Below are 19,650 nucleotides of genomic sequence, written 5' to 3' on the forward strand. Positions count from 1 at the left end.
GAGGGGGCGGAGCGTGACCGCGGTTCTCGCGGCGACGACGTCGCGGCTGGCCCGGATCCCGCGCCCGGGGCGGCGTACCGTCATCGGGGTCCTGGTCGTGGTGACCGTGGGCGCCTATCTGGCCGTGCGGTCGGCGGGGGCCGCGGACACCGACGACACGGCCGCGTTCCGGTTCTTCACCGATGTGCGGAACTGGGTCGACGACAACCGCGACACCAGCCCGGTCTTCCTCTACGGCCTCAACTACGTGCGCCTGGGCGTGGTGGAGCTGGTCGGCGGGATCCAGGCGCTGCTGGCCGCCCTCGGCGCGGCCGGGCTGATCGGCACCGCCGGGGCGGTCGCGTTCCTGCTGGCCGGGTGGCGGGCGGCGACGCTGGCCGTCGCCGGGTTCCTGGTGCTGGGCGTGCTCGGCCTCTGGGACGAGAGCGTCGACACGCTCGCGCTGACCCTGTCGGCCGTGCTGCTGTCGGTGGTCGCCGGCGTGCCGATCGGGGTGCTCGCGGCCCGGGTCCGCGCGGTCGGCGCGGTGCTGCGGCCGGTGCTGGACGTCATGCAGATCATGCCGACGTTCGCCTACCTCGCCCCGATGACGCTGCTGTTCCTGATCGGGGAGCCGGCCGCGGTCATCGCCACGCTGATCTACGCGGTCCCGGCGACGATCCGGATCACCCAGCTCGGCATCCAGGAGGTGTCCCCCACCACGGTCGAGGCGGCCACCGCGCTCGGCTCGACCCGCTGGCAGGTGCTGCGCAAGGTGCGATTGCCGATGGCCCGCCCGGCGCTCGCGCTCGCGGTCAACCAGACGATCATGCTGGCACTGTCGATGACCGTGGTCACCGCGCTGATCGACGCGCCCGGCCTGGGCTCGACCATCGTCCAGGCCCTGGAACGGGTCAACGTCGGCGCCGCGTTCGACGCCGGCCTGGCCATCGTGGTCCTCGCCATCGTCCTGGACCGGGTGACATCCGCCGCGCGCGGCCGGTCCATCAAGCGGACATATCCGGCCGTCATCGTCGCCGTCGTCGCGGCTTTGCTCCCCTGGGGCGACTCGTGGCCGACGTTCTCCTTCGCGCCGGCGGTCAACGACATCACCCACTGGGTCGAGTTCCACGGGTACGACGCGACCACGGCGATCAGGAACGCCGTCAGCGCGGTCCTGCTCAACCCGCTGGAGAGCCTGCTGACCACCACGCCCTGGTGGTTCTTCGTGCTGGTCGTCGCGGTCTTCGGCACCCTGGTCAGCGGCTGGCGCTCGGCGCTGATCGCCGCCCTCGCCGCCGCCGGGATCGCCGGGCTCGGCCTGTGGCTGCACGCCATGCAGACGCTCGCCACGGTGCTGGTCGCCACGCTCGTCACGATGGCGATCGGCGTGCTGCTCGGCGTGCTCTGCGCCCGGCACGACCGGTTCGCCACCGGGCTGCGGCCGCTGCTCGACGCCGCCCAGACCATGCCGTCCTTCGTCTACCTGCTGCCCGCCGTGGCGCTGTTCGGCGCGACCCGGTTCACCGCGATCGTCGCCGCGATCATCTTCGCCGTGCCCCCGGTGGTCCGGCTCGTCGAGCGCGGCATCCGCGACGTCCCCGCGACCGTGGTCGAGGCGGCGCGCTCGGCCGGTTCCACCCCCACCCAGCTGCTGTGGAAGGTGCAGCTCCCGATGGCCCGCGGCGGTCTGCTGCTCGCCGCCAACCAGGGCATCGTGATGGTCCTGGCCATGGTCGTGGTCGGCGGCCTGGTCGGCGCCGGCGCGCTGGGCTACGACGTGGTCGCCGGCTTCGCCCAGCGCGAGGACTTCGGCAAGGGCCTCGCGGCGGGCTTCGCGATCGTGCTGCTCGGCATCGTGCTCGACCGGCTGACCCAGGGACTCTCGAAGGGACGCTCGGCATGAAAGTTGTGCTCATCGGGGCCGGGATCGTCGGGTGCGCGCTGGCCGACGAGCTGACCCGGCGCGGGGTCACCGACGTCACGGTGCTGGAGCGGGGACCGCTCGAGGACACCGGCGGCTCCAGCTTCCACGCCCCCGGGCTGATCTTCCAGACGAACCCGTCGAGGACCATGTCGGCGCTCGCCCGCTACACCGTGGACAAGTACACCGAACTGGGCGTCTTCGACCCGGTCGGCAGTCTCGAGGTCGCCACCACCCCCGAGCGGCTGGCCGAGCTGCACCGCCGGCACGGCTTCGCCACCTCCTGGGGCATCGCGTCCTCGATCATCGGCGCCGCCGCGTGCCGGGAGCGGTATCCGCTGCTCGGCGACACCGTGCTGGGCGGGTTGCTGGTGCCCGGCGACGGCCTCGCCCGGGCCGGGGCCGCCTGCCACTTCCAGGCCCGGCTCGCCATCGACCGCGGCGCGGTGTTCCACGGCGGCCAGGAGGTCATCGCGATCGAGCGCGCCGACGGCCACGTCACCGGCGTGCGCACCCCCGGCGCGTACTATCGCGCCGACGTCGTGGTCAACTGCGCGGGCTTCTGGGGACAGGCCGTCGGGGCCCTGGCCGGCGTGCCGGTCCCGCTTCTGCCCATGGCCCATCAGTACGCCCGCAGCACCACCGTCGCCACGCCCCCGGACACCGTCCTGCGCCACCAGGACCGGGACCTGTACTTCCGCTCGCACGGCGACCACCTGGGCATCGGCTCGTACCTGCACCGCCCGATGCCCGTCGACGTGACCGCCGTCGGCTCCTCGATCCTGCCGTTCACCCCGGACGACTTCACCGGGTCCTGGGACGCGGCGGTGGAGCTGCTGCCGGCGCTGGACGGCATCGAGAGCGGCTTCAACGGGGTGTTCTCGTTCACGCCGGACGGGTTCCCGCTGCTCGGCGAATCCCTGTCGCTGCGCGGCTTCTGGACCGCCGAGGCCGTCTGGGTCACCCACTCCGCCGGTGTCGCCCGGGCCGTGGCCGAGTGGATCGTCGACGGCCGCCCCGGCGTCGACCTGCACGAGGCCGACCTCAACCGTTTCGACGCGGCCCAGCTGTCCCCGTCGTACGTGCGGGAACGCTCGATCCGCAGCTTCGTCGAGGTGTACGACATCATCCACCCGCTGGACCCGCCGTCGGTGCGCGGCCTGCGGGTCGGCCCGTTCCACGAACGCCAGGAAGCGCTCGGCGCGGTCTTCGGCGAGGCCGGCGGCTGGGAACGGCCCCTCTGGTACGCGGCGAACGCGCCCGGCGACGTCCCCGAGCGCGACGCCTGGTCGTCGCGGCACTGGTCCCCGGTCGCCGCGACCGAGGCGAAGGCCACCCGCGAAGCCGTGGCGCTGTACGACATGACCCCGCTGACCCGCCTCGAGGTGCTCGGCCCGGTCTCCTTCCTGCAAGCCCTGACCAGCAACAACGTGGACCGCCCGGTCGGCACCGTGGTCTATACGCTGCTGCTCGACGACACCGGCGGCATCCTCAGCGACGTCACCGTGGCCCGGCTCGGCGAGCAGCGCTTCCAGGTCGGCGTCAACGGGCCGCTCGACCTCGACCGGCTGCTGCGCGCCGCCCCGCCCGGCGTCACGGTCCGCGACATCACCGGCGGCACCTGCTGCCTCGGCGTGTGGGGGCCCCGCGCCCGCGACCTGGTCGCCCCGCTCGCCGACATCGACGTGTCACACACCGGCTTCGGCTACTTCAAGGCCCGCGAAGGCCACCTCGGCGACGTCCCGGTGACCATGCTGCGCGTGTCCTACGTCGGGGAGCTCGGCTGGGAGGTCTACACCCGCGCCGACCTGGGCCGGCGGCTCTGGGACACGCTCTGGGCGGCCGGGGCCGGGCTCGGGACCGTCGCGGCCGGGCGGGCGGCGTTCACCAGCCTGCGCCTCGAGAAGGGCTACCGGGCGTGGGGCACCGACATGACCGCCGACGACGATCCGTACCAGGCCGGTCTCGGTTTCGCCGTGCGCCTCGACAAGGGTGACTTCACCGGCCGGGCCGCCCTCGCCGGCCGGCCCCCACCCGGGCGCAGACTCACCTGCCTGCTGCTGGACGACACCGGCGACGTACCGATGGGCAAGGAACCGGTGTATTCCGGGGGCGTACCCGCCGGCTACGTCACCAGCGCCGCCTACGGTCATAGCGTGGGTGCACCGATCGCGTACGCGTGGCTGCCGGCCGCGCTGTCCGTGCCGGGCACCCCGGTCCGGGTCGGCTACTTCGACCGGTTCATCGACGCGACCGTGGCGGCCGAACCCCTGTTCGACCCGAAACACGAACGCATCCGGCGCTAGGAGATCTGTCATGGCGAGCTACGACGTCATCGTGGTGGGACTGGGCGGGATGGGCAGCGCGGCCGCCTGCCATCTGGCCGCGCGCGGGCAACGGGTGCTCGGCCTGGAGAAGTTCGGGCCCGCCCACGACCGGGGCGCCAGCCACGGCGGTTCGCGGATCACCCGGCAGTCGTACTTCGAGAGCCCCGAGTACGTGCCGTTGCTGCTGCGCGCGTACGAGCTGTGGGAGAAGCTGGCGCACGACTCCGGCCGGGACGTGATCAGCCTGACCGGCGGGGTGATGGTCGGTCAGCCGGACAGCCTGACCGTCGCCGGCAGTCTGCGCAGCGCCCAGCAGTGGGGTCTCGAACACGAGATGCTGGACGCGAAGCAGCTGCGCCGCCGCTTCCCCGCGATGGACCCGGACCCGGAGGAGGTCGCGCTCTACGAGGCCAAAGCCGGATTCGTCCGGCCGGAGGAGACCGTCCGCGCGCATCTTCAGTTGACCACGGCCGATCTGCGCTTCGACGAGCCGATGGTCCGCTGGGAACCGACGGCCGACGGCGGGGTGCGCGTCGACACGGACGCCGGCAGCTACACCGCGGGGCACCTGGTGATCACTCCCGGCCCCTGGGCGCCGCAGCTGCTGGCCGACCTCGGCGTGCCGTTCGTCATCGAGCGCCAGGTGCAGTACTGGTTCCAGCCGTCCGGTGGCGTGGACCCGTTCCGGCCCGCGAACTTCCCGATCTACATCTGGGAGGACCGCGACGGCAGCCAGGTGTACGGCTTCCCCGCCATCGACGGCCCGTCCGGCGGCGCGAAGATCGCGTTCTTCCGGCGCGGCGTGCCCACCACGCCGGAAACCATCGACCGGGTCGTCCACGAATCCGAGATCGCGGACATGTCGGCCCGGGCGCGGCGGCACCTGCCCGACCTGCCGGGGACGTTCCTGCGGGCCAAGACGTGCCTGTACAGCAACACGCCCGACGAGCACTTCATCATCGCCCCGCACCCGCGCACGCCGTCGGTCACGGTGGCGTGCGGATTCTCCGGTCACGGCTTCAAATTCGTGCCCGTGGTCGGCGAGATCATCGCGGACCTCGCCACCACCGGCACGACGAAACTCCCGATCGCCCTGTTCGACCCGCACCGCTTCCAGGGGTGACACCATGACCAGCAGCCTGCTGCCCACGCTGCCCGGCCACTACTACACCGACCCGGCGCTGTTCGCGATCGAACAGGACCGCGTCTTCGCCACGATGTGGTTCAGCGTCGTCCGCGGCTCCGACATCGCCGCACCCGGCGCGTTCCGCACGGTGACCGTCGGCCGCGAATCCGTGCTCGTGACCCGCAACCGGTCCGGCGAGGCCCGCGCGTTCCTCAACGTGTGCCGGCACCGCGGCGCGCAGCTGTGCGCCGCGGACGAGGGGTCGGTCAAGCGCACCTTCAAGTGCATGTACCACGCCTGGGCGTACGACCTGGACGGCACGCTGGTCGCGGCCCCCAACCTGGTGAAGATGCCGGACATCGACCGGGTCGAGTACGGACTGCGCCGGGTCCACGTACGCGAATGGCTGGGGTATGTCTGGGTCTGCCTGGCCCCCGGCGAACCGCCGTCGTTCGAGGACGAGGTCCAGGGTGCCTGCGTCGAGCGCCTCGGCGACCTCGAGTCCGTCGAACGCTACGGCATCGCGGACCTCGAGGTCGGCCGGCGCATCCGGTACGACGTGGCGGCCAACTGGAAACTGATCATCGAGAACTTCATGGAGTGCTACCACTGCTCGACCATCCACCCCGAGCTCGTGCATGTCCTGCCGGAATTCGCCGGAGGATACGCCGCCCAGTCCTACGTGGGCCACGGCGCCGAGTTCGGCCCGGACATCCAGGGTTTCACGGTCGACGGCAGCCCCGGCGTGGCCACCATCGACAGCATCGCCCCGGACCAGGACCGACGGTACTTCGCGGTCACCATCAAGCCCCAGGTCTTCATCAACCTCGTCCCCGACCACGTCATCATCCACCGGATGTTCCCGCTCGCGGCCGACCGCACGATCGTCGAGTGCGACTGGCTCTATCTGCCGTCGGTGATAGCGTCCGGGGTGGATCTGTCGCGCTCGGTCGAGCTCTTCGACCGGGTCAACCGCCAGGACTTCGAAGCCTGCGAGGCCTGCCAGCCCGGCATGGCCTCCCAGGCCTACGCGTCCGGCGGCGTCCTGGTCCCCAGCGAACACCACATCTCCGCCTTCCACGACTGGGTCCGCACCCGCCTGGCCTGAGCCGGCCCGGCTCGAGGACCCGGTCGGCAGCCGGCTGACGCGCGGCCGCCGACCGGGTGGTCTTCGTGGTGCGCCCCACCGCTGTCGGCAGAGGCTGAGCGGCGATTAACGGCGGATACCTGACGATTGGTGGGCCCGGGTCTGTTCTGCGGCGCTGCTGACGACGCCATCGACCACAGTGGATGCTGGTCGGATGAGACGCTTCCTGTTCGCCGTTCCGGTCGCGATCCTGCTGCTGATCGTCCCGGCGCCCGCCCAGGCCTCCACCGTTCCCACCGCCCCCGGCACGGCCGTCGTCCTGGACCCGGGCACCGGGCGCACGGTCGTGACCGTCGACGACACCGTGAGCGCGACGCAGGTCGCGGCGTTGCGGGCGTCCGGGGCTGTGGTGCGGCACGAGCCGGGCCGCCTGAGCACGCTCATCGCCGGGGGCGAGAGCATCCATTCCGGTACGGGCCGCTGCTCCCTGGGCGTGAACGTGCGCTCGGGCAGCATCGCCTACTTCCTCACCGCGGGCCACTGCACCGCCGCGGGCGCCACATGGTCCACCGGGGCGGCGACCGTGCTCGGGTCCCGCGCGGGGTCGAGTTTCCCGGGTGACGATTTCGGGCTGGTGCGCTACACGAACACGCTGGTGCCGCACCCCAGCGCCGTGCACACGTACCCGGGGCTGACACCGCTGACGGCGTACGGGACCGCCACGATCGGCCAGGCGGTCTGCCGCAGCGGCGCGACCACCGGCGTACGCTGCGGCACCGTCACCGCGCTCAACGCCACGGTCAATTACTCGGAGGGCACGGTCTCCGGCTTGATCCGTACCAATATCTGCGCCGAGGCCGGGGACAGCGGTGGCCCGCTCTACGTCGCCGCGACGGGTGTGGTGGTGGGTCTGCTGTCCGGTGGCACAGGCACCTGCACCTCCGGCGGGGTCACCTACTACCAGCCGATCCGCGAGCCGCTCGCCGCCTACGGGGTGACGCTGCCCTGAGGCGCGAACAACTCGTCGGCGACCCACCGCGCGACCCCCACCGGGTACGGCGCGGCCAGGCCGACGATGATGTGCGCGAAACCCGCGCCGAGCGCCTCGCCGATCGCGTCCCGGGTCGCGGCGGGATCCTCGTACGAGGCCTGCAGGACGATGGAGCGGGTGATGGTGGCGGGGTCGCGGCCGATCTCGGCGCAGTAACGGTCGAGCAGCGCGGACCGGCCGATCGCGTCGGCGATGTCGCCGCCGGGGATGTTCCACAGGTCGGCGTGCTCGGCGACCACCCGCAACGTCGCGGCGGAGCGCCCGCCGATCATGATCGGCGGATGTGGGCGCTGCACCGGCTTCGGGTTGCCGAACGCGCCGGTGAGCTGGTAATACTCGCCGTCGACGTCGAACGGCTGCTCCTCGGTCCAGAGCCGCCGGATGATCGTGCACGCCTCGGCGAGGCTGCCGACCGCGTGCGCGGTGTCGTGGAACGCGATGCCGTGCGCGGCGTACTCCCGGCGGGCCAGCGGGTGACCCGGCCGCGATCCCACCCCGATCCCGAAGTCGAGCCGCCCGCGGGAGACGATGTCCGTGGTCGTCGCGATCTTCGCCAGCATGGCCGGCGGGCGGAGGCGGTTGCTGGTCACCAGCAGACCCAGACGCAGCCGTACGGTCTGGGCGGCGAGCGCCGTGAGCAGCGTCCAGCCCTCGAAGGTCGGCCCGTCCGGGTCGCCGCCGATCGGCATCAGGTGGTCGTACAACCAGGCGTGCTCGATCGCCGGGATCTCGTCCGCCTCCCGCCACACCCGCAGCACGTCGTCGTAGCCGACCTGCGTCGGCGCGGTCATGATCCCGAATCGCGGTGTCATGCCCCCAACATACGGAACACTGTTCCGTTTAGCAATCCGGGTGATGGGGCAGAATGGCACGGTGCCCGACCCCACCACACCGCGCAAACGCGCCGACGCCCGGCGCAACGAGCAGACCCTGCTGGACGCCGCCGCCGCCATCTTCGTCATCGCGGGCGTGCACGCCCCGGTCCGCGACATCGCCGCCCGGGCCGGCGTCGGCCTGGGCACGATCTACCGTCACTTCCCCACCCGGGCGGACCTGATCATCGCGGTCTACCGCCACCAGATCGAGGCGTGCGCCGCGGCCGGGCCGGCCCTGCTGGCCGCCGGGCCCACCGCGCACGCGGCCCTCGGCCAGTGGCTCAACCAGTTCGCCGACTTCCTGGTCACTAAACACGGCCTGGCCGAGGCGTTCCAGTCCGACAACACCGGCTTCAAGGCCATGCACGCCTACTTCCTGGAGCGGCTCCTGCCGGTCTGCACGGACCTGCTCGGCGCCGCCGTGCGAGCCGGTGAGGTCCGCCCGGACATCCGCCCGCTGGAGCTGATGCGCGCCATCGGCAACCTCTGCGCCGGCACCGAGAACGACCCCGACTACAACGCCCGGCTCCTGGTCAACCTGCTGATCGACGGCCTGCGCGCCTGAGCGCTCAGCAGGCGTTACGGATGGTGCAGACGGTCTGATCGGTGCGGCGCTCGACCCGCTGGGCGTTACCGTGCGCCCAGATGATCAGGAGAATGAGCAGCGGCGTGAGTGCACCCAGGGTGACAAAACGCTTGATCATGACGGTCTCCCCTCGCTGACCTGCGAACACCTTCCAGTATGCGCCCGCCCGGCGCCCGTACGGGCGGGAACGGCAGGCGCCGAAGAGCAACGGCGAGGACCGCGCGCAGCAGCACGCACGGTCCTCGCCGCCGGGCGGGATCAACCCCGGAGGGTCAGAAGGGGGCGGGGCCCTGGCCGACGAGGGACATCAGCATCTGCGTGGCGAGCAGCTTGCGGGTGCCGGTCACGGCGACGGTGCCGAACTGCTCGTACGGCAGCTCGACCTGCAGGCCCTCGCCCGCTTCGCGCAGCTCCGCGCTGGCCTGGTCGGGGCGGAAGGTCCCGCCCCAGCCGTTGAGGCCGCCGCGCTGGTTGGTGCTCAGCGAAGCCATGCCCGCGACAGGGGTGCCGTCCACGAGGATCAGCCTTGCTGGGCCGGAGTAGGTCGTCATAGTGAACAACCGTAACGTGATGACTCAGCGTGGGTGTCACCTGTGCCCCTCCCCACCCCGGAACAACCTCGCGACATTGGCTGTTTTCCCAGTTCAGAGCGCTTGCAAGAAGCAGAATTCCCATCGTGCGCAACGAACCACCCACGGTCATCCGTACGGCCGGGAACGCCGCCTTTCGGTGTCAGGGAGTAACCGTGTCGCTACTGGGACTGGTGGGGTGCGGACCGGCCGACCGTCCACTACGGATCACCGCCGCACGATGACCGGGACCGCGGGCACCCGCCCCGCCAGTTCCTCCAGCACCACGGTGACCACCACGGTCCTGGTCTCCGGCCCGGAGGAAACGGCCGGAGCGGGGGTCTCCCCGCAGGCGGCGGGCGTCCCGGTGCCGACCCCACCGCCGGGCCGTCACCGGCCGGTGAGGAAGGAGACCGCCTCGGTCAGCGCCAGGTCGGTCAGGACCGGGTCGTGGCGGGCGCCGATGTCGCGCATGAAGGCGTGTTCGCCGCCCTGGTAGAGGTGCAGTTCCAGGTCGTCGAGGCCGGCCGCGTACAGGGCGGTGAGGATCCGCAGGCGGGCGTCGGCCGGGACGTGCGGGTCCTGGGAGCCGAAGACGACCAGGAGACGGCCGTGGATGTCGGCGGCCCGGGCGAGCGAGCCCGCGTCGGCGTCCGCGCCGAGCGCGCCGTTGTGCAGGCCGGTCGGGTAGAAACAGACCGTGGCCTGGACGCGCGGGTCGAACGCGGCACGGAACGCCAGGTGACCGCCGATGCAGAAGCCGGTCGCGAACAGGGCCGTGATGTCGTCGCGCTGCTCCAGGTAGTCGAGCACCGCGACCCGGTCGGCGTCGAACTGCTCGATGGTGGTCGCGGCCGCGCCCGCCATGCCGCGCTGCTTGCCGGCGTCGTCGAACTCGAGCACGACACCGGCCAGCTCGCCGTGCGGGTAGATCTCGGGGACGCAGACCACGAAGCCGTGCGAGGCCAGCCGCCGGGCCGTGCGCAGCGTCGACTCGGTCAGCTGGAAGATGTCGGTGTACAGCAGGGCCCCGGGCCAGGGGCCCGCGCCGGCCGGGCCGATGACGATCGACCGGATCGCGGAGCCGGGACCCGGCACCATGACTTCTTCCTCGCGCAGCTTCATGCCGAGAGACCTTACTGAGTGCCTAGGCGGGTACGTGGTGGCGGCGCGCCGCTTCAAGATCGTTGCGCCGGGTGGCGAGTGCGGAGTCGACGAGGTCCAGCGCGGTGGAACCGAACGCGATCCGCAGCGGCGGGGCCGGCATGTCCACGATCCGCCGGACGGTCTCGGCGAACAGTTCGGGCGGGCTGGCCTGCGTGCTCGCGCCCATGGCCCGGGCGCCGTCGAGCATGCCGGCGACCAGCGGCTGGTAGGCCTCGATACGGTGGGCGGGCAGGCGCAGCTTGTCGCCGTACCCGGTGGCGAACATGCCGAGCTGCAGGATCGTGGTCCGCACGCCGAACGGGGCGGTCTCGGCCGCGACCGCCTCGGCGAGGCCTTCGAGGGCGAACTTGCTCGCCGTGTAGGCCGACAGGCCCGGGAAGGCGTGCGACGCGGACACCGACGACGAGAAGATCGCGTGGCCGCTGCCCTGCTCGCGCCAGACCGGCAGGACGTGTCGCATCAGGCGCCACGGCCCGTACACGTTGGTGTCGAACTGGGCCTCGAGCTCGGCGTCGGTGATCTCCTCGACGGTGCCGAACTGGCCGTAGCCCGCGTTATTGACCAGGACGTCCACCCCGCCGAAACGTTCCACCGCGAGGCGTACGGCCGCCGCGCACTGTGCCTCGTCGCGCACGTCGAGCGTCGCGGTCAGGACGCCGGGTCCGGTCAGTGCCGCGAGCGTGGTCACGTCGCGGGCGGTCGCCAGGACATCCTCCCCCGCGATCGCGAGATGCTCGGCGAGAGCCCGCCCCATCCCGGAGGAACAACCTGTGATCAGCCAGCGCCGCTTTGTCATTGCCGCAGCGTGTCAGGGGAAACCCACCCATGTCAGGTGATGTAGCCGGAAAGGATGATGTGGCAGGGGCATGGTCCTTCTCACTGCCGGGCCACGGCGGGCCGGGCCTGTCGTACCCCGCCCTTATGCTCGCAGTTCTTCGAGCGAGGGACGGGGTGAACCGTGGCGCAGCCGGTGACGACCGACGACAACGAGGACGAGGGCGTCTGGCAGCTGGCCGGGCTGCCCGCCGGGCTCCCCCAGGCCGCCTACCTGGCCGGTCCCCGCGCCGCTCAGTACCGCCTGATCGTCGACGTGCTGCTCGCCCAGCAGGAGTACACCCTGACCGGGGTGGCCGCCACGGACCTGCCGGACCTGCTGCGCGGGCACCTGCGCCGGGCCGGCACCGATCCGGCGATCCTGGACGCCCCCGGGTTCAACCTCGACGCGCGGATGCGCCGGCTGCGCAGCTGGAAGGTCGTCGACGTCTGGCAGGACCGGGCCCGGCGCGACGAGGACTTCCTGCGCAACCTCGACCGTTACCAGCTCACCCCGGCCGCCGCCGCCCTGCACCGGGCGGTGCGCAGCATGGACGAGGACGACGCGGACGCCGCCGTCGCGACGTTCGCGCCGAGCGTGCTGACCGCGCACCTGACGACGCTGCGCGACACCCTGGGCGGTGATCCCGCCGCCGCGGCCGCCGCGTGGTCGGTGATCCGCACGACGCACCGGGCGATGGCCGACGCGGCCGCCGCCTGGCAGGCCCGGCTCGCCGGGGCGCAGGCCGGCGCGCCCGACCCGGACAAGCTCGTCCAGGTCCAGGAGACGCTGCGGCGCTACGTCGACATGTGGGGCGCCGGGATCGACACCCACTCCGACACCATCACCGGCCTGGTGCGCGAGCTGGGCACCGTCGACGCCGCGGCCTGGCGGCGGGTCGCGGTGCGGTCGCTGGGCGCGTCCGCCGGTGACGCGGCGGTCGGCGAGCTGGCCGCCACGTTCACCCGGACCCTCGCCACGCTCGGGCGGTGGTTCGACGGGCCGCAGTGCCAGGCCCGCCGCCTGCGCCGGCAGATGAGGGACACGATCTCCCCTCTGGTACGAGGCCAGCGCACGCTCGCCGCGGTCGGCGGCCACGTGTCGCGCCGCGCCGAGCTGCTCACCCTCGCCGGCCGGATCGAGGCCACCGCCGACGACCGGGCCGGGTGGGACCTGTGGTGCGCGGCGACCGGCCTGTTCGCGGCCCGGCACCTGCCCGGGGTGGCCCCCGACCCGGCCGGCAGCCCCGGCGCCACCTCGTTCTGGGACGCCGAACCGGTGCCGGTCGAGGCCCGGCTGCGCAAGCAGGGGCCCAAGGCGACCACCGGCACCGCCGCCCGCATCCAGGACCGCTCCGAGGGCCGCCGCGCGGCGAGGTCCCGGGCGCTGGAGACGCAGTCGGCGGCCGCCCGCACCGAGGCGGCGGTCGTCGCGCGGTCCGGGCAGCGGCTGTCGCAGTGGCACGAGCTCACCAACCCCGAGCTGGACGTCCTGCTGGTGATGCTCGCCGTGGTGGCCGGCACCCGCGACGACGCCGCCGGGATCCGCACCGCCCGCACCGGCGACGACCGCTGGGTGCTGCGCGCCGAGCCGGCCCCGGCGGGTGCCCCCGCCGCCGTGGTGCACACCCCGCAGGGGCGCCTCGTGCACCCCGACATCCGCCTGCACATCACCGCCGTGGCCTCCGCCGCCACCGGATCCACCGCCCCCGCGGCTGCCATCACCGGTTCTGCCGCCACCACCGGTGCTGCCACCACCGCGGCCGGTTCCGCGGCCCGCGACGCGGGGAGGCCGGCGTGAGCACCAGCGCGGCGGTGCGCGACGCGCAGCGGGCGTTCACCGGGCTGCTGGAACGCCCGCTGGTCACCCCGTCCACCGACCCGGAACTGCTGCGCCTCGTGCATCGGCACCTGCAGGCGGTCAGCGACACCGCGCGCCGCCTCGGTTACCGGGTGCAACGCGTCGGCCGCGCCGTACGCCTCATCCGGGTCCCGATCGACGCCGCCGTGACCGCCCCGCCGCGCCCGCACGACGCCCCGGCCCGGCGGGTCCTGTCCCTGGTCTGCTGCCTGGCCGCGTGCTGCGAGGAGATCTCCGGCGCGGTCACCCTGCAGCGCCTGTCCGACATGGTCCGCGACCTGCTCGCCGCGCCCGGCCTGAGCGTCACCGGCTACGACCCGGACGAACGCGCCCAGCGCAAGGCGCTGCGGGACGCGGCGAAGGTCCTCGACACGTGGGGCGTGCTGCGCCGGCGCACCAGCGACGACGCGATGCTCGACGAGTGGACCGAGCGCGGGTCCGGGCCCGGCGCCGGGTACGACGTCGACCGCGACGCCCTGCTGCTGATGACCAGCCCGGACATCCTGGAGCTCGCGCTGGCCGACGTCCCGGACGAACCGGAGCACACCGGGACGACCCGCACCGTCCTGCACCTGCGCGCGCTGATCGAGACGCCCGCCGTGCTCTACGCCGACGTGCCGGACGCGGACGAGCTGCGGGCGGGCCGGGGGCGGCGGGCGAACGACGTCGCGCGGATGACGGGCGGGCGGCTCGAGGTCCGTACCGAGGGGATGGTCCTGGTCCTGACCGACGACGAGCACCGGGCGACCGTCGCGGACTGGCCCCGCGCCCGGGCCGCGGACTGGGTGGCGCTGCTCATGGCCGACCTCGCCGGCCAGCACGGCACCCGGGCCGCCGACGGCACCGTCGCGCTCACGTCCGCGCAGGTCGACGAGGTGGTCGAGGACCTGACCGCCTGGCGCGGCGACTATCTCAACAAGGCCCAGAAGACCGTGCCCGGCACGGTACGCGCCGACGCGGAGGCCGGACTCGGCGAGCTGGGCCTGCTCCGGGTGGCGGCCGACGGTTCCTGGACCCTGCTGAGCGTCGCCGGGCGGTACCGCGCACCCGGCGTCACCATCACCGACACCACCCGAAGGCACGCATGACAACCCTGGGACCGTCCGCCACCGACCGTCAGCTGGCCGCGTGGCGCGACGCCATGACCGGCCACGAGCTGCCCGCCCCGGCCCGGGAGCGGTGGCAGGTGCTGCGCGCCGGCGTGGTCAACCTGTGGGAGTTCGACGTCGCCGAGTACTGGTTCGCCGACGGCCGCGGCCAGTTCGTGGGCGCCAACCAGTCCGGCAAGTCGACGCTGATGGCGCTCACCACGCTGATCATGCTCGCCGGTGACCTCGACCGGCAGTACGTCGACACGTTCGGCCAGTCCGACAAGGCGTTCCGCTACTACGTGGAACCCACCGACGACGCCCGGGACCGGCGCGACGCGTCCGCGACCACCAACCGCGGCTGGGCCTGGGTGGAATACGGCCGGGTCGGGCCGGCCGGCCCCGAGTTCTACACCACGATGCTGTACGCGCAGGCGAAGCGCGGGGTCGCCGCGATGCCCCCGTCCTGGATCACCTGCCGGGGCACCGCCCGGGTCCGTGCCGGCCTCGACCTCGCCACCGGCCAGGCCGTCGTCGAGCCCAGGGAACTGCTCGGCGTCGACGGGCTGACCGTGTTCGACAGCGGCCGCAGGTACGCCGAACGGCTCGCCACCGAGCTGTTCGGGTTCGCCGACACCGACCGGTACTCCACCGTGCTGGAGATGCTCAAGGTGCTGCGCACGCCGCACCTGGGCCAGCGCCTCAACCCGGACTGGTTCACCCGGCAGATCCGCTCCGCGCTGCCCCCGATCGCCCGCTCCGAGGTCGAGGAGCTCGCCGAGGGCTGGCAGCAGCTCGAACAGCTGCGCCGCGACCGGGACTCCGCCCGCGAGGCCCGCGACGCGATCGCCGGCTACGTGACCCGGGCCTGGCGCCCCTGGGCCGACGCGGTGCTGCGCCTGCACGCCGACGACCTGCTCGACGCGGACGCCGCCGTGGCCCGGGCCGGGCGCGACGTGGCCGGCGCCGGGAGCCGCCTCGACAAGGCCCGCGCGGAACTCGACGGGGAGTCCACCCGCACCGACGAGCTGCTGCAGGCCACCCGCGCCGCGCAGACCCGGTACGAGGAACTGCTGCGCTCCAAGGCGTACCTCGACGCGGCGGGCCGGGCCGACCACGCCGAGACGCTGCGCAAGGAGGCCGGCAACGCCCGCCGGCACGCCCGGGTCGCCGCCGACCACGCCGCGCGCACCCGCGCCGAGAGCGACCGCCGGGCCGCCCGCCTGGACGACGCCCGGCGCGGCGCCGACGCGGCCCGCGGCCGGGCCGGGACCGTGGCCGGGCACACCGCGCAGACGGTGGTCCGCGCCGGGCTCGGCGACGACGCCCCCGGCTGGGCCGGCCACGGCGACCTGGACCGGCTCACCGCGGCCGTCGCCGAACGCCGCGGCAGCGTCTCGGTGCTGCGCAAACTGCTGCGCACGGCGGCGAAGGCGGTCACCCTCTGGGAGGCCGCGGACGAGAAGGCCACCGCGGCCCGCCGCGAGTTCGACACTCGGGAGGGCACCACCGACGCGGCGGCCGAGACGCTCTCGTCGGCGCTGCAGCAACTCTCCGACGACCTCGAACGCTGGTCGGTCCGCACCGGCGACCCGGCCCCGGACGTGGCACTGCGCGAACGCTGGCTCGCCCAGGTCGGCGCCTCGGTCGGCCGGGCCCGCCCCCGGGCGGTGCTGCGCGGCCTGATCACCGCCGACTGGCTCGAACCCGCGGTCACCCCGCTCACCGAACAGGTCGGCACCCTGCGCACCCAGGCCGCGGCCGCGGACCGCGAAGCCCTGGCCGCCGCCACCGAGGCGGACCGCCTGGACCGCACCGACGACCCCGACCCGGCCGGCCCGGCCCGCTGGACCCGCCGCGACCGCCCACCCTTCCCGTCCGCGACCGGCGCTCCCCTGTGGAGACTCGTCGACCCGGTCCCCGGCCTGCCCACCGGCATCCTCGACCACGTGGAGGCCGCCCTCGACGCGGCCGGCCTCCTCGACGCCTGGCTCACCCCGGACGCCACCTGGTCCCCCACCCGCGACGGCCTGGAAACGGTGCTCACCCTTCCCCCCGCGGACTCGACCCCGGCCGGCGGGACCCACGCGGACTCGACCCCGGCCGGCGGGACCCACGCGGTCAGCGGGACCCACGCGGTCAGCGGGACCCACGCGGTCGGCGGGACCGCCGCCGCCGGCGGGACCCTCACGCCCGACGGCACCCTTACGGTCGGCGGAGACATCCTCGCCGGCGGGACGCCCGTGACCGGCGTCGCCCTACCGGCCGGCGGGACCCTCGCGGATGTGCTGCAGCCGGCCGAGGACGCCGGGGAAACGGCCGGGGCCGTCCGCCGCCTTCTCTCCGCCGTCGGGTACGCCCCGAGCGGCTCCCCGCATGCCCCGTCGTCCCCCGGCGTCACCGCCGCCGGCCGGGCGTCCGGCGAAGGCGAGGCCAGGGCCGACGTGAGCGGGACCGGCGTGGGTGTTCTCGTCGGTGGGGACGGGTCGTGGTGGACGCCGGTGGCGGCCGGGCGGGCCGGGCCCGGGCCGGACGGGGCCGAGCTGATCGGGGTCGCCGCCCGGCATGCCGCGCGGCTGCGGCGGATCGCCGACCTGCGGGACCGGGCGGCGGCCGGGCAGCGGGCCGCCGAGGAGTTGCGGGAGCGGGCCGCCGGGCTGAACGACCGGGTGGCACGGCTGCGGGCCGACGCGGCCGCGGCGCCGGACGACGCCGACGCGATCGCCGCGGGGGCGGCCGTCGGGGCGGCCGACGCCGAGCGGGACCGGGCCGAGGAGATCATGGCCCGGGCCGGGGACGCCGGGGCCAGGGCGAAGGACCGGGCCGACGAGGCCGGGACCGATGTCTCCGCGCACGCCACCGCGCAGCGCCTGCCGGTCACCGACGACCAGCTCGACGTCGTCGCCGCCGAGCTGGACCGGGCCGCGCAGGCGGTGGCCGACCTCGGTCTCGCCCTGGCCGGGCGTACTGCCGCCGAACGTGACCTGAGCAGCAGTTCGGAGGCCGCGTCGTCGGCCGCGGACGCCGCTGAGGAAGCCGCCCGGCAGGCCGCCGACGCCGCCGGGGAGGCCGAGGCCGCCGGGTTGCGGGCCGCCGAGGCCGAGGAGTCGGTCGCGCGCGACGACCAGGAGCAGCTCGAACTCGCCCGGCGGCTGGACACCCAGCGGGCCGAGCTCGACGTCCGGATCGACGCGAGCCGCAAGCGGGGGGTGCAGCTGGCCGAGGTCGCCGCGCGGGTGACCGGCGAGGTGGAGCAGCGCAAACGGGACCTGGCCGCCACCGAGCAGCGCCGCGCGGGTACCCTGGCCGCCTGGTGGGTGCCGGTCGACGCCGGCCTGGCCGCCGCCCGCGACCTGCTCACACCACCACCGTCTCCCACGGCACCGCCTTCTCCCACGCCACCGCAGCCGGCCGGCGACCCGGCCCGGACGCTGGAGGTGGCGCTGGCGCAGGCCGGGGCGGCCGTGCGGGTGTTGCGGCCGGCGAACTGGCCGGAGACCTCGCAGGAACGGGCCCGGCGCACGCAGGCGGCGATGGCCAAGGTCGTCGGGACACCGGTGGCCGAGCTGCGCACGGTGCTCGAGGCCTCCGGTGGGCGGTCGGTCATCACCGTGGACGCCGAGGAGAACGCCGGGCTGCCCGCCGTGCTGGTGCTGGTCGACGCGTCCGGGACCCAGCACCCGCCCGCCGACGCGATCCGGCATCTGGAGGAGCTGGTCGCCGAGCTGGCCACCGCGCACAACGAGAAGCTCGACCAGATCTACACCGAACTGCTGTCGTCGACGTTCATCGACCACCTCGGGGACCGGCTGAAGAAGGTCCTGGCGCTGCTCACCCTGGTCAACAAGGTCCTCGAGCGGCACCCGACCGGCGCGAACCGGACCACGCTGCGGCTGCGGCGCCACCCGGCCGAGGGGCAGCGCGCCGGGTACGCGATCCTGCGCGCGCTGGAGAACGGCACGATCGAGTCGGCGGCGTCGCAGGAGCAGATCCGCGAGTTCCTCGGTGACCGGGTGCGCGAGGCGCAGGAGGCCGGGCAGGGCAGCACCCAGGACTGGACCGAGCACCTGGCCGCGCTGCTGGACTACCGCACCTGGTTCGACGTCGTGGCGGAGTTCCGGGTGCAGGGCAGCGACTTCAAGCCGCTGACCAAGCAGGTGCACGGCGTGGACTCCGGCGGCGGCAAGGTCGTGACCCTGTTGCAGCCGCTGCTGGCCACGCTGGTCGCGTTGTACACCGAGTCGCCGGACGCGCCGCGACCACTGTGGCTGGACGAGGCGTTCGAGGGGGTCGACCCCGGCAACCGGGCCACGATGCTGCGCCTGCTCGTCGACTTCGACCTGGACTTCCTGCTGGCCGGCCCGGCCCCGCTGGTCGCCGCCGCGCAGGTGCCGGCCGCCGCGGTCTGGATCATCTCCCGCGCCCCGGCCCCGGCCCCCGGCGTCGACCTGTCGCTGATGCTGTGGGCGGGCCGGACCCTGGAGCAGATCACCGTCCCCGACCACGCGGTGCGCATGCTGGCCCCGCACCGCCCGGAGGAGACCGGCCCGACCCTGTTCACCGACCTTGCGGACGGGGGTTCCGGACCCGGCCCGGTTTCTCCAGCCCGTTGAGCAGCACGGCCGCGGCCCGCCGCACCTCCGCGCGTACCGTCGCCGGTTCGCCGGGGTGGCGGCGCAGGCTCTGGTACTGCACGCGCCACAGGCCGAGCAGGGCGGCGGCCGTGATCTGCGGTTCCGGATCGGCCGGGTCGACGCCGGCGCGGGCCGCCAGCGCCTCGGCCGCCACGGCGACGAACCGGTCCATCATGTCGTTGCGGTAGGCCCGCAGCGACGGTGCCGCCTCCAGCAGCTCACCGAAGCGCCGGTAGCCCTCCGGGTTGCCGGCGAACCCGTCGAGCTCGGCGTCGAGCAGGCGCAGCGCGGCCTCGATCGGCGGGTGCGCGGTCGACGCGAGCGCTTCCCGCAGGGCCGTCGTCGTGCCTTCGAGCCGGTCGAGCAGCAGCGCCTCCTTGGTCGGGAAGTAGTTGAACACCGTCTTCTCCGACACCCCGCACGCCCGCGCCACCTCGGCCACCCGGACGCCGTCGAACCCGCTCTCCACGAACATCCGGGTCGCCGTGTCGGACAGGTGCTGCCGCATCTGCCGCTTCTTCTCCTCGCGCAGGCTCACGGGTCGATCTTACTGCTACTGTATT

The 19,650-nt window shown here is 73.7% G+C and carries 15 protein-coding genes; 9 read left to right on the forward strand and 6 right to left on the reverse strand.

Annotated elements, in window-relative coordinates; translation table 11 throughout:
* The first annotated feature begins 13 nt into the window (after positions 1–13).
* From ACIA6A_RS00915 to ACIA6A_RS00935, 5 genes are all read left to right on the forward strand, one after another.
* Positions 14–1,885 carry an ABC transporter permease gene (locus tag ACIA6A_RS00915; RefSeq protein WP_396095275.1) on the forward strand — a complete coding sequence of 624 codons (1,872 nt, stop codon included), beginning with the start codon at positions 14–16 and terminating at the stop codon, positions 1,883–1,885.
* Positions 1,882–4,209, forward strand: a complete 2,328-nt coding sequence (locus ACIA6A_RS00920) for an FAD-dependent oxidoreductase (RefSeq protein ID WP_396095276.1) — start codon at positions 1,882–1,884, stop codon at positions 4,207–4,209. Before ACIA6A_RS00915 ends, ACIA6A_RS00920 begins: the two co-directional genes overlap by 4 nt.
* Positions 4,210–4,219: 10 nt before the next feature.
* Positions 4,220–5,353, forward strand: a complete 1,134-nt coding sequence (gene solA, locus ACIA6A_RS00925; RefSeq protein ID WP_396095277.1) for an N-methyl-L-tryptophan oxidase — start codon at positions 4,220–4,222, stop codon at positions 5,351–5,353.
* A 4-nt stretch (positions 5,354–5,357) separates the two neighbouring features.
* Positions 5,358–6,464, forward strand: a complete 1,107-nt coding sequence (locus ACIA6A_RS00930) for an aromatic ring-hydroxylating dioxygenase subunit alpha (RefSeq protein WP_396095278.1) — start codon at positions 5,358–5,360, stop codon at positions 6,462–6,464.
* A 193-nt stretch (positions 6,465–6,657) separates the two neighbouring features.
* Positions 6,658–7,452 carry a S1 family peptidase gene (locus tag ACIA6A_RS00935; RefSeq protein WP_396095279.1) on the forward strand — a complete coding sequence of 265 codons (795 nt, stop codon included), beginning with the start codon at positions 6,658–6,660 and terminating at the stop codon, positions 7,450–7,452.
* Here ACIA6A_RS00935 and ACIA6A_RS00940 read toward each other — a convergent pair.
* Complete coding sequence (locus ACIA6A_RS00940) at positions 7,431–8,306, reverse strand: LLM class flavin-dependent oxidoreductase (protein ID WP_396095280.1); 876 nt, start codon at positions 8,304–8,306, stop codon at positions 7,431–7,433. The genes ACIA6A_RS00935 and ACIA6A_RS00940 overlap by 22 nt on opposite strands.
* Before the next feature lie 43 nt (positions 8,307–8,349).
* Between ACIA6A_RS00940 and ACIA6A_RS00945 the strand changes: the two genes are divergently transcribed.
* Entirely contained in the window at positions 8,350–8,934 is a 585-nt protein-coding gene (locus ACIA6A_RS00945) for a TetR/AcrR family transcriptional regulator (protein WP_396095282.1), read from the forward strand.
* 4 nt (positions 8,935–8,938) lie between these two features.
* On the opposite strand, the gene ACIA6A_RS00950 is transcribed toward ACIA6A_RS00945, so the two are convergent.
* The 4 genes from ACIA6A_RS00950 to ACIA6A_RS00965 form a co-directional block, all read right to left on the reverse strand.
* Entirely contained in the window at positions 8,939–9,073 is a 135-nt protein-coding gene (locus ACIA6A_RS00950) for a hypothetical protein (protein ID WP_396095283.1), read from the reverse strand.
* Positions 9,074–9,227: 154 nt separating this feature from the next.
* Positions 9,228–9,506, reverse strand: coding sequence for a hypothetical protein (locus ACIA6A_RS00955; protein ID WP_396095284.1), 279 nt, complete (start codon positions 9,504–9,506; stop codon positions 9,228–9,230).
* Between the two features lie 408 nt (positions 9,507–9,914).
* The gene (locus ACIA6A_RS00960) at positions 9,915–10,649 is read right to left on the reverse strand and encodes a dienelactone hydrolase family protein (protein WP_396095285.1); all 735 of its coding nucleotides are present in this window, start codon (positions 10,647–10,649) and stop codon (positions 9,915–9,917) included.
* A 22-nt stretch (positions 10,650–10,671) separates the two neighbouring features.
* Positions 10,672–11,487, reverse strand: a complete 816-nt coding sequence (locus ACIA6A_RS00965; protein ID WP_396095286.1) for an SDR family oxidoreductase — start codon at positions 11,485–11,487, stop codon at positions 10,672–10,674.
* A 162-nt stretch (positions 11,488–11,649) separates the two neighbouring features.
* On the opposite strand from ACIA6A_RS00965, the gene ACIA6A_RS00970 reads away from it, so the two are divergent.
* From ACIA6A_RS00970 to ACIA6A_RS00980, 3 genes are read left to right on the forward strand one after another with little or no spacing between them, the layout of a single operon-like run.
* Complete coding sequence (locus tag ACIA6A_RS00970; protein WP_396095287.1) at positions 11,650–13,305, forward strand: DUF2397 domain-containing protein; 1,656 nt, start codon at positions 11,650–11,652, stop codon at positions 13,303–13,305.
* Positions 13,302–14,453 (forward strand): TIGR02678 family protein, encoded by a 1,152-nt coding sequence (locus ACIA6A_RS00975; RefSeq protein WP_396095288.1) that lies wholly within the window; start codon positions 13,302–13,304, stop codon positions 14,451–14,453. The genes ACIA6A_RS00970 and ACIA6A_RS00975 overlap by 4 nt, the downstream gene beginning before the upstream one ends.
* The gene (locus ACIA6A_RS00980) at positions 14,450–19,066 is read left to right on the forward strand and encodes an SbcC/MukB-like Walker B domain-containing protein (protein ID WP_396095290.1); all 4,617 of its coding nucleotides are present in this window, start codon (positions 14,450–14,452) and stop codon (positions 19,064–19,066) included. The genes ACIA6A_RS00975 and ACIA6A_RS00980 overlap by 4 nt, the downstream gene beginning before the upstream one ends.
* Here ACIA6A_RS00980 and ACIA6A_RS00985 read toward each other — a convergent pair.
* Positions 19,011–19,625 (reverse strand): TetR/AcrR family transcriptional regulator, encoded by a 615-nt coding sequence (locus ACIA6A_RS00985; protein ID WP_396095291.1) that lies wholly within the window; start codon positions 19,623–19,625, stop codon positions 19,011–19,013. The two genes, ACIA6A_RS00980 and ACIA6A_RS00985, sit on opposite strands and share 56 nt — an antisense overlap.
* Between the last annotated feature and the right edge of the window lie 25 nt (positions 19,626–19,650).

It is taken from the genome of Actinoplanes sp. NPDC051494 (assembly GCF_044454705.1).
Classification (GTDB): Bacteria; Actinomycetota; Actinomycetes; order Mycobacteriales; family Micromonosporaceae; genus Actinoplanes.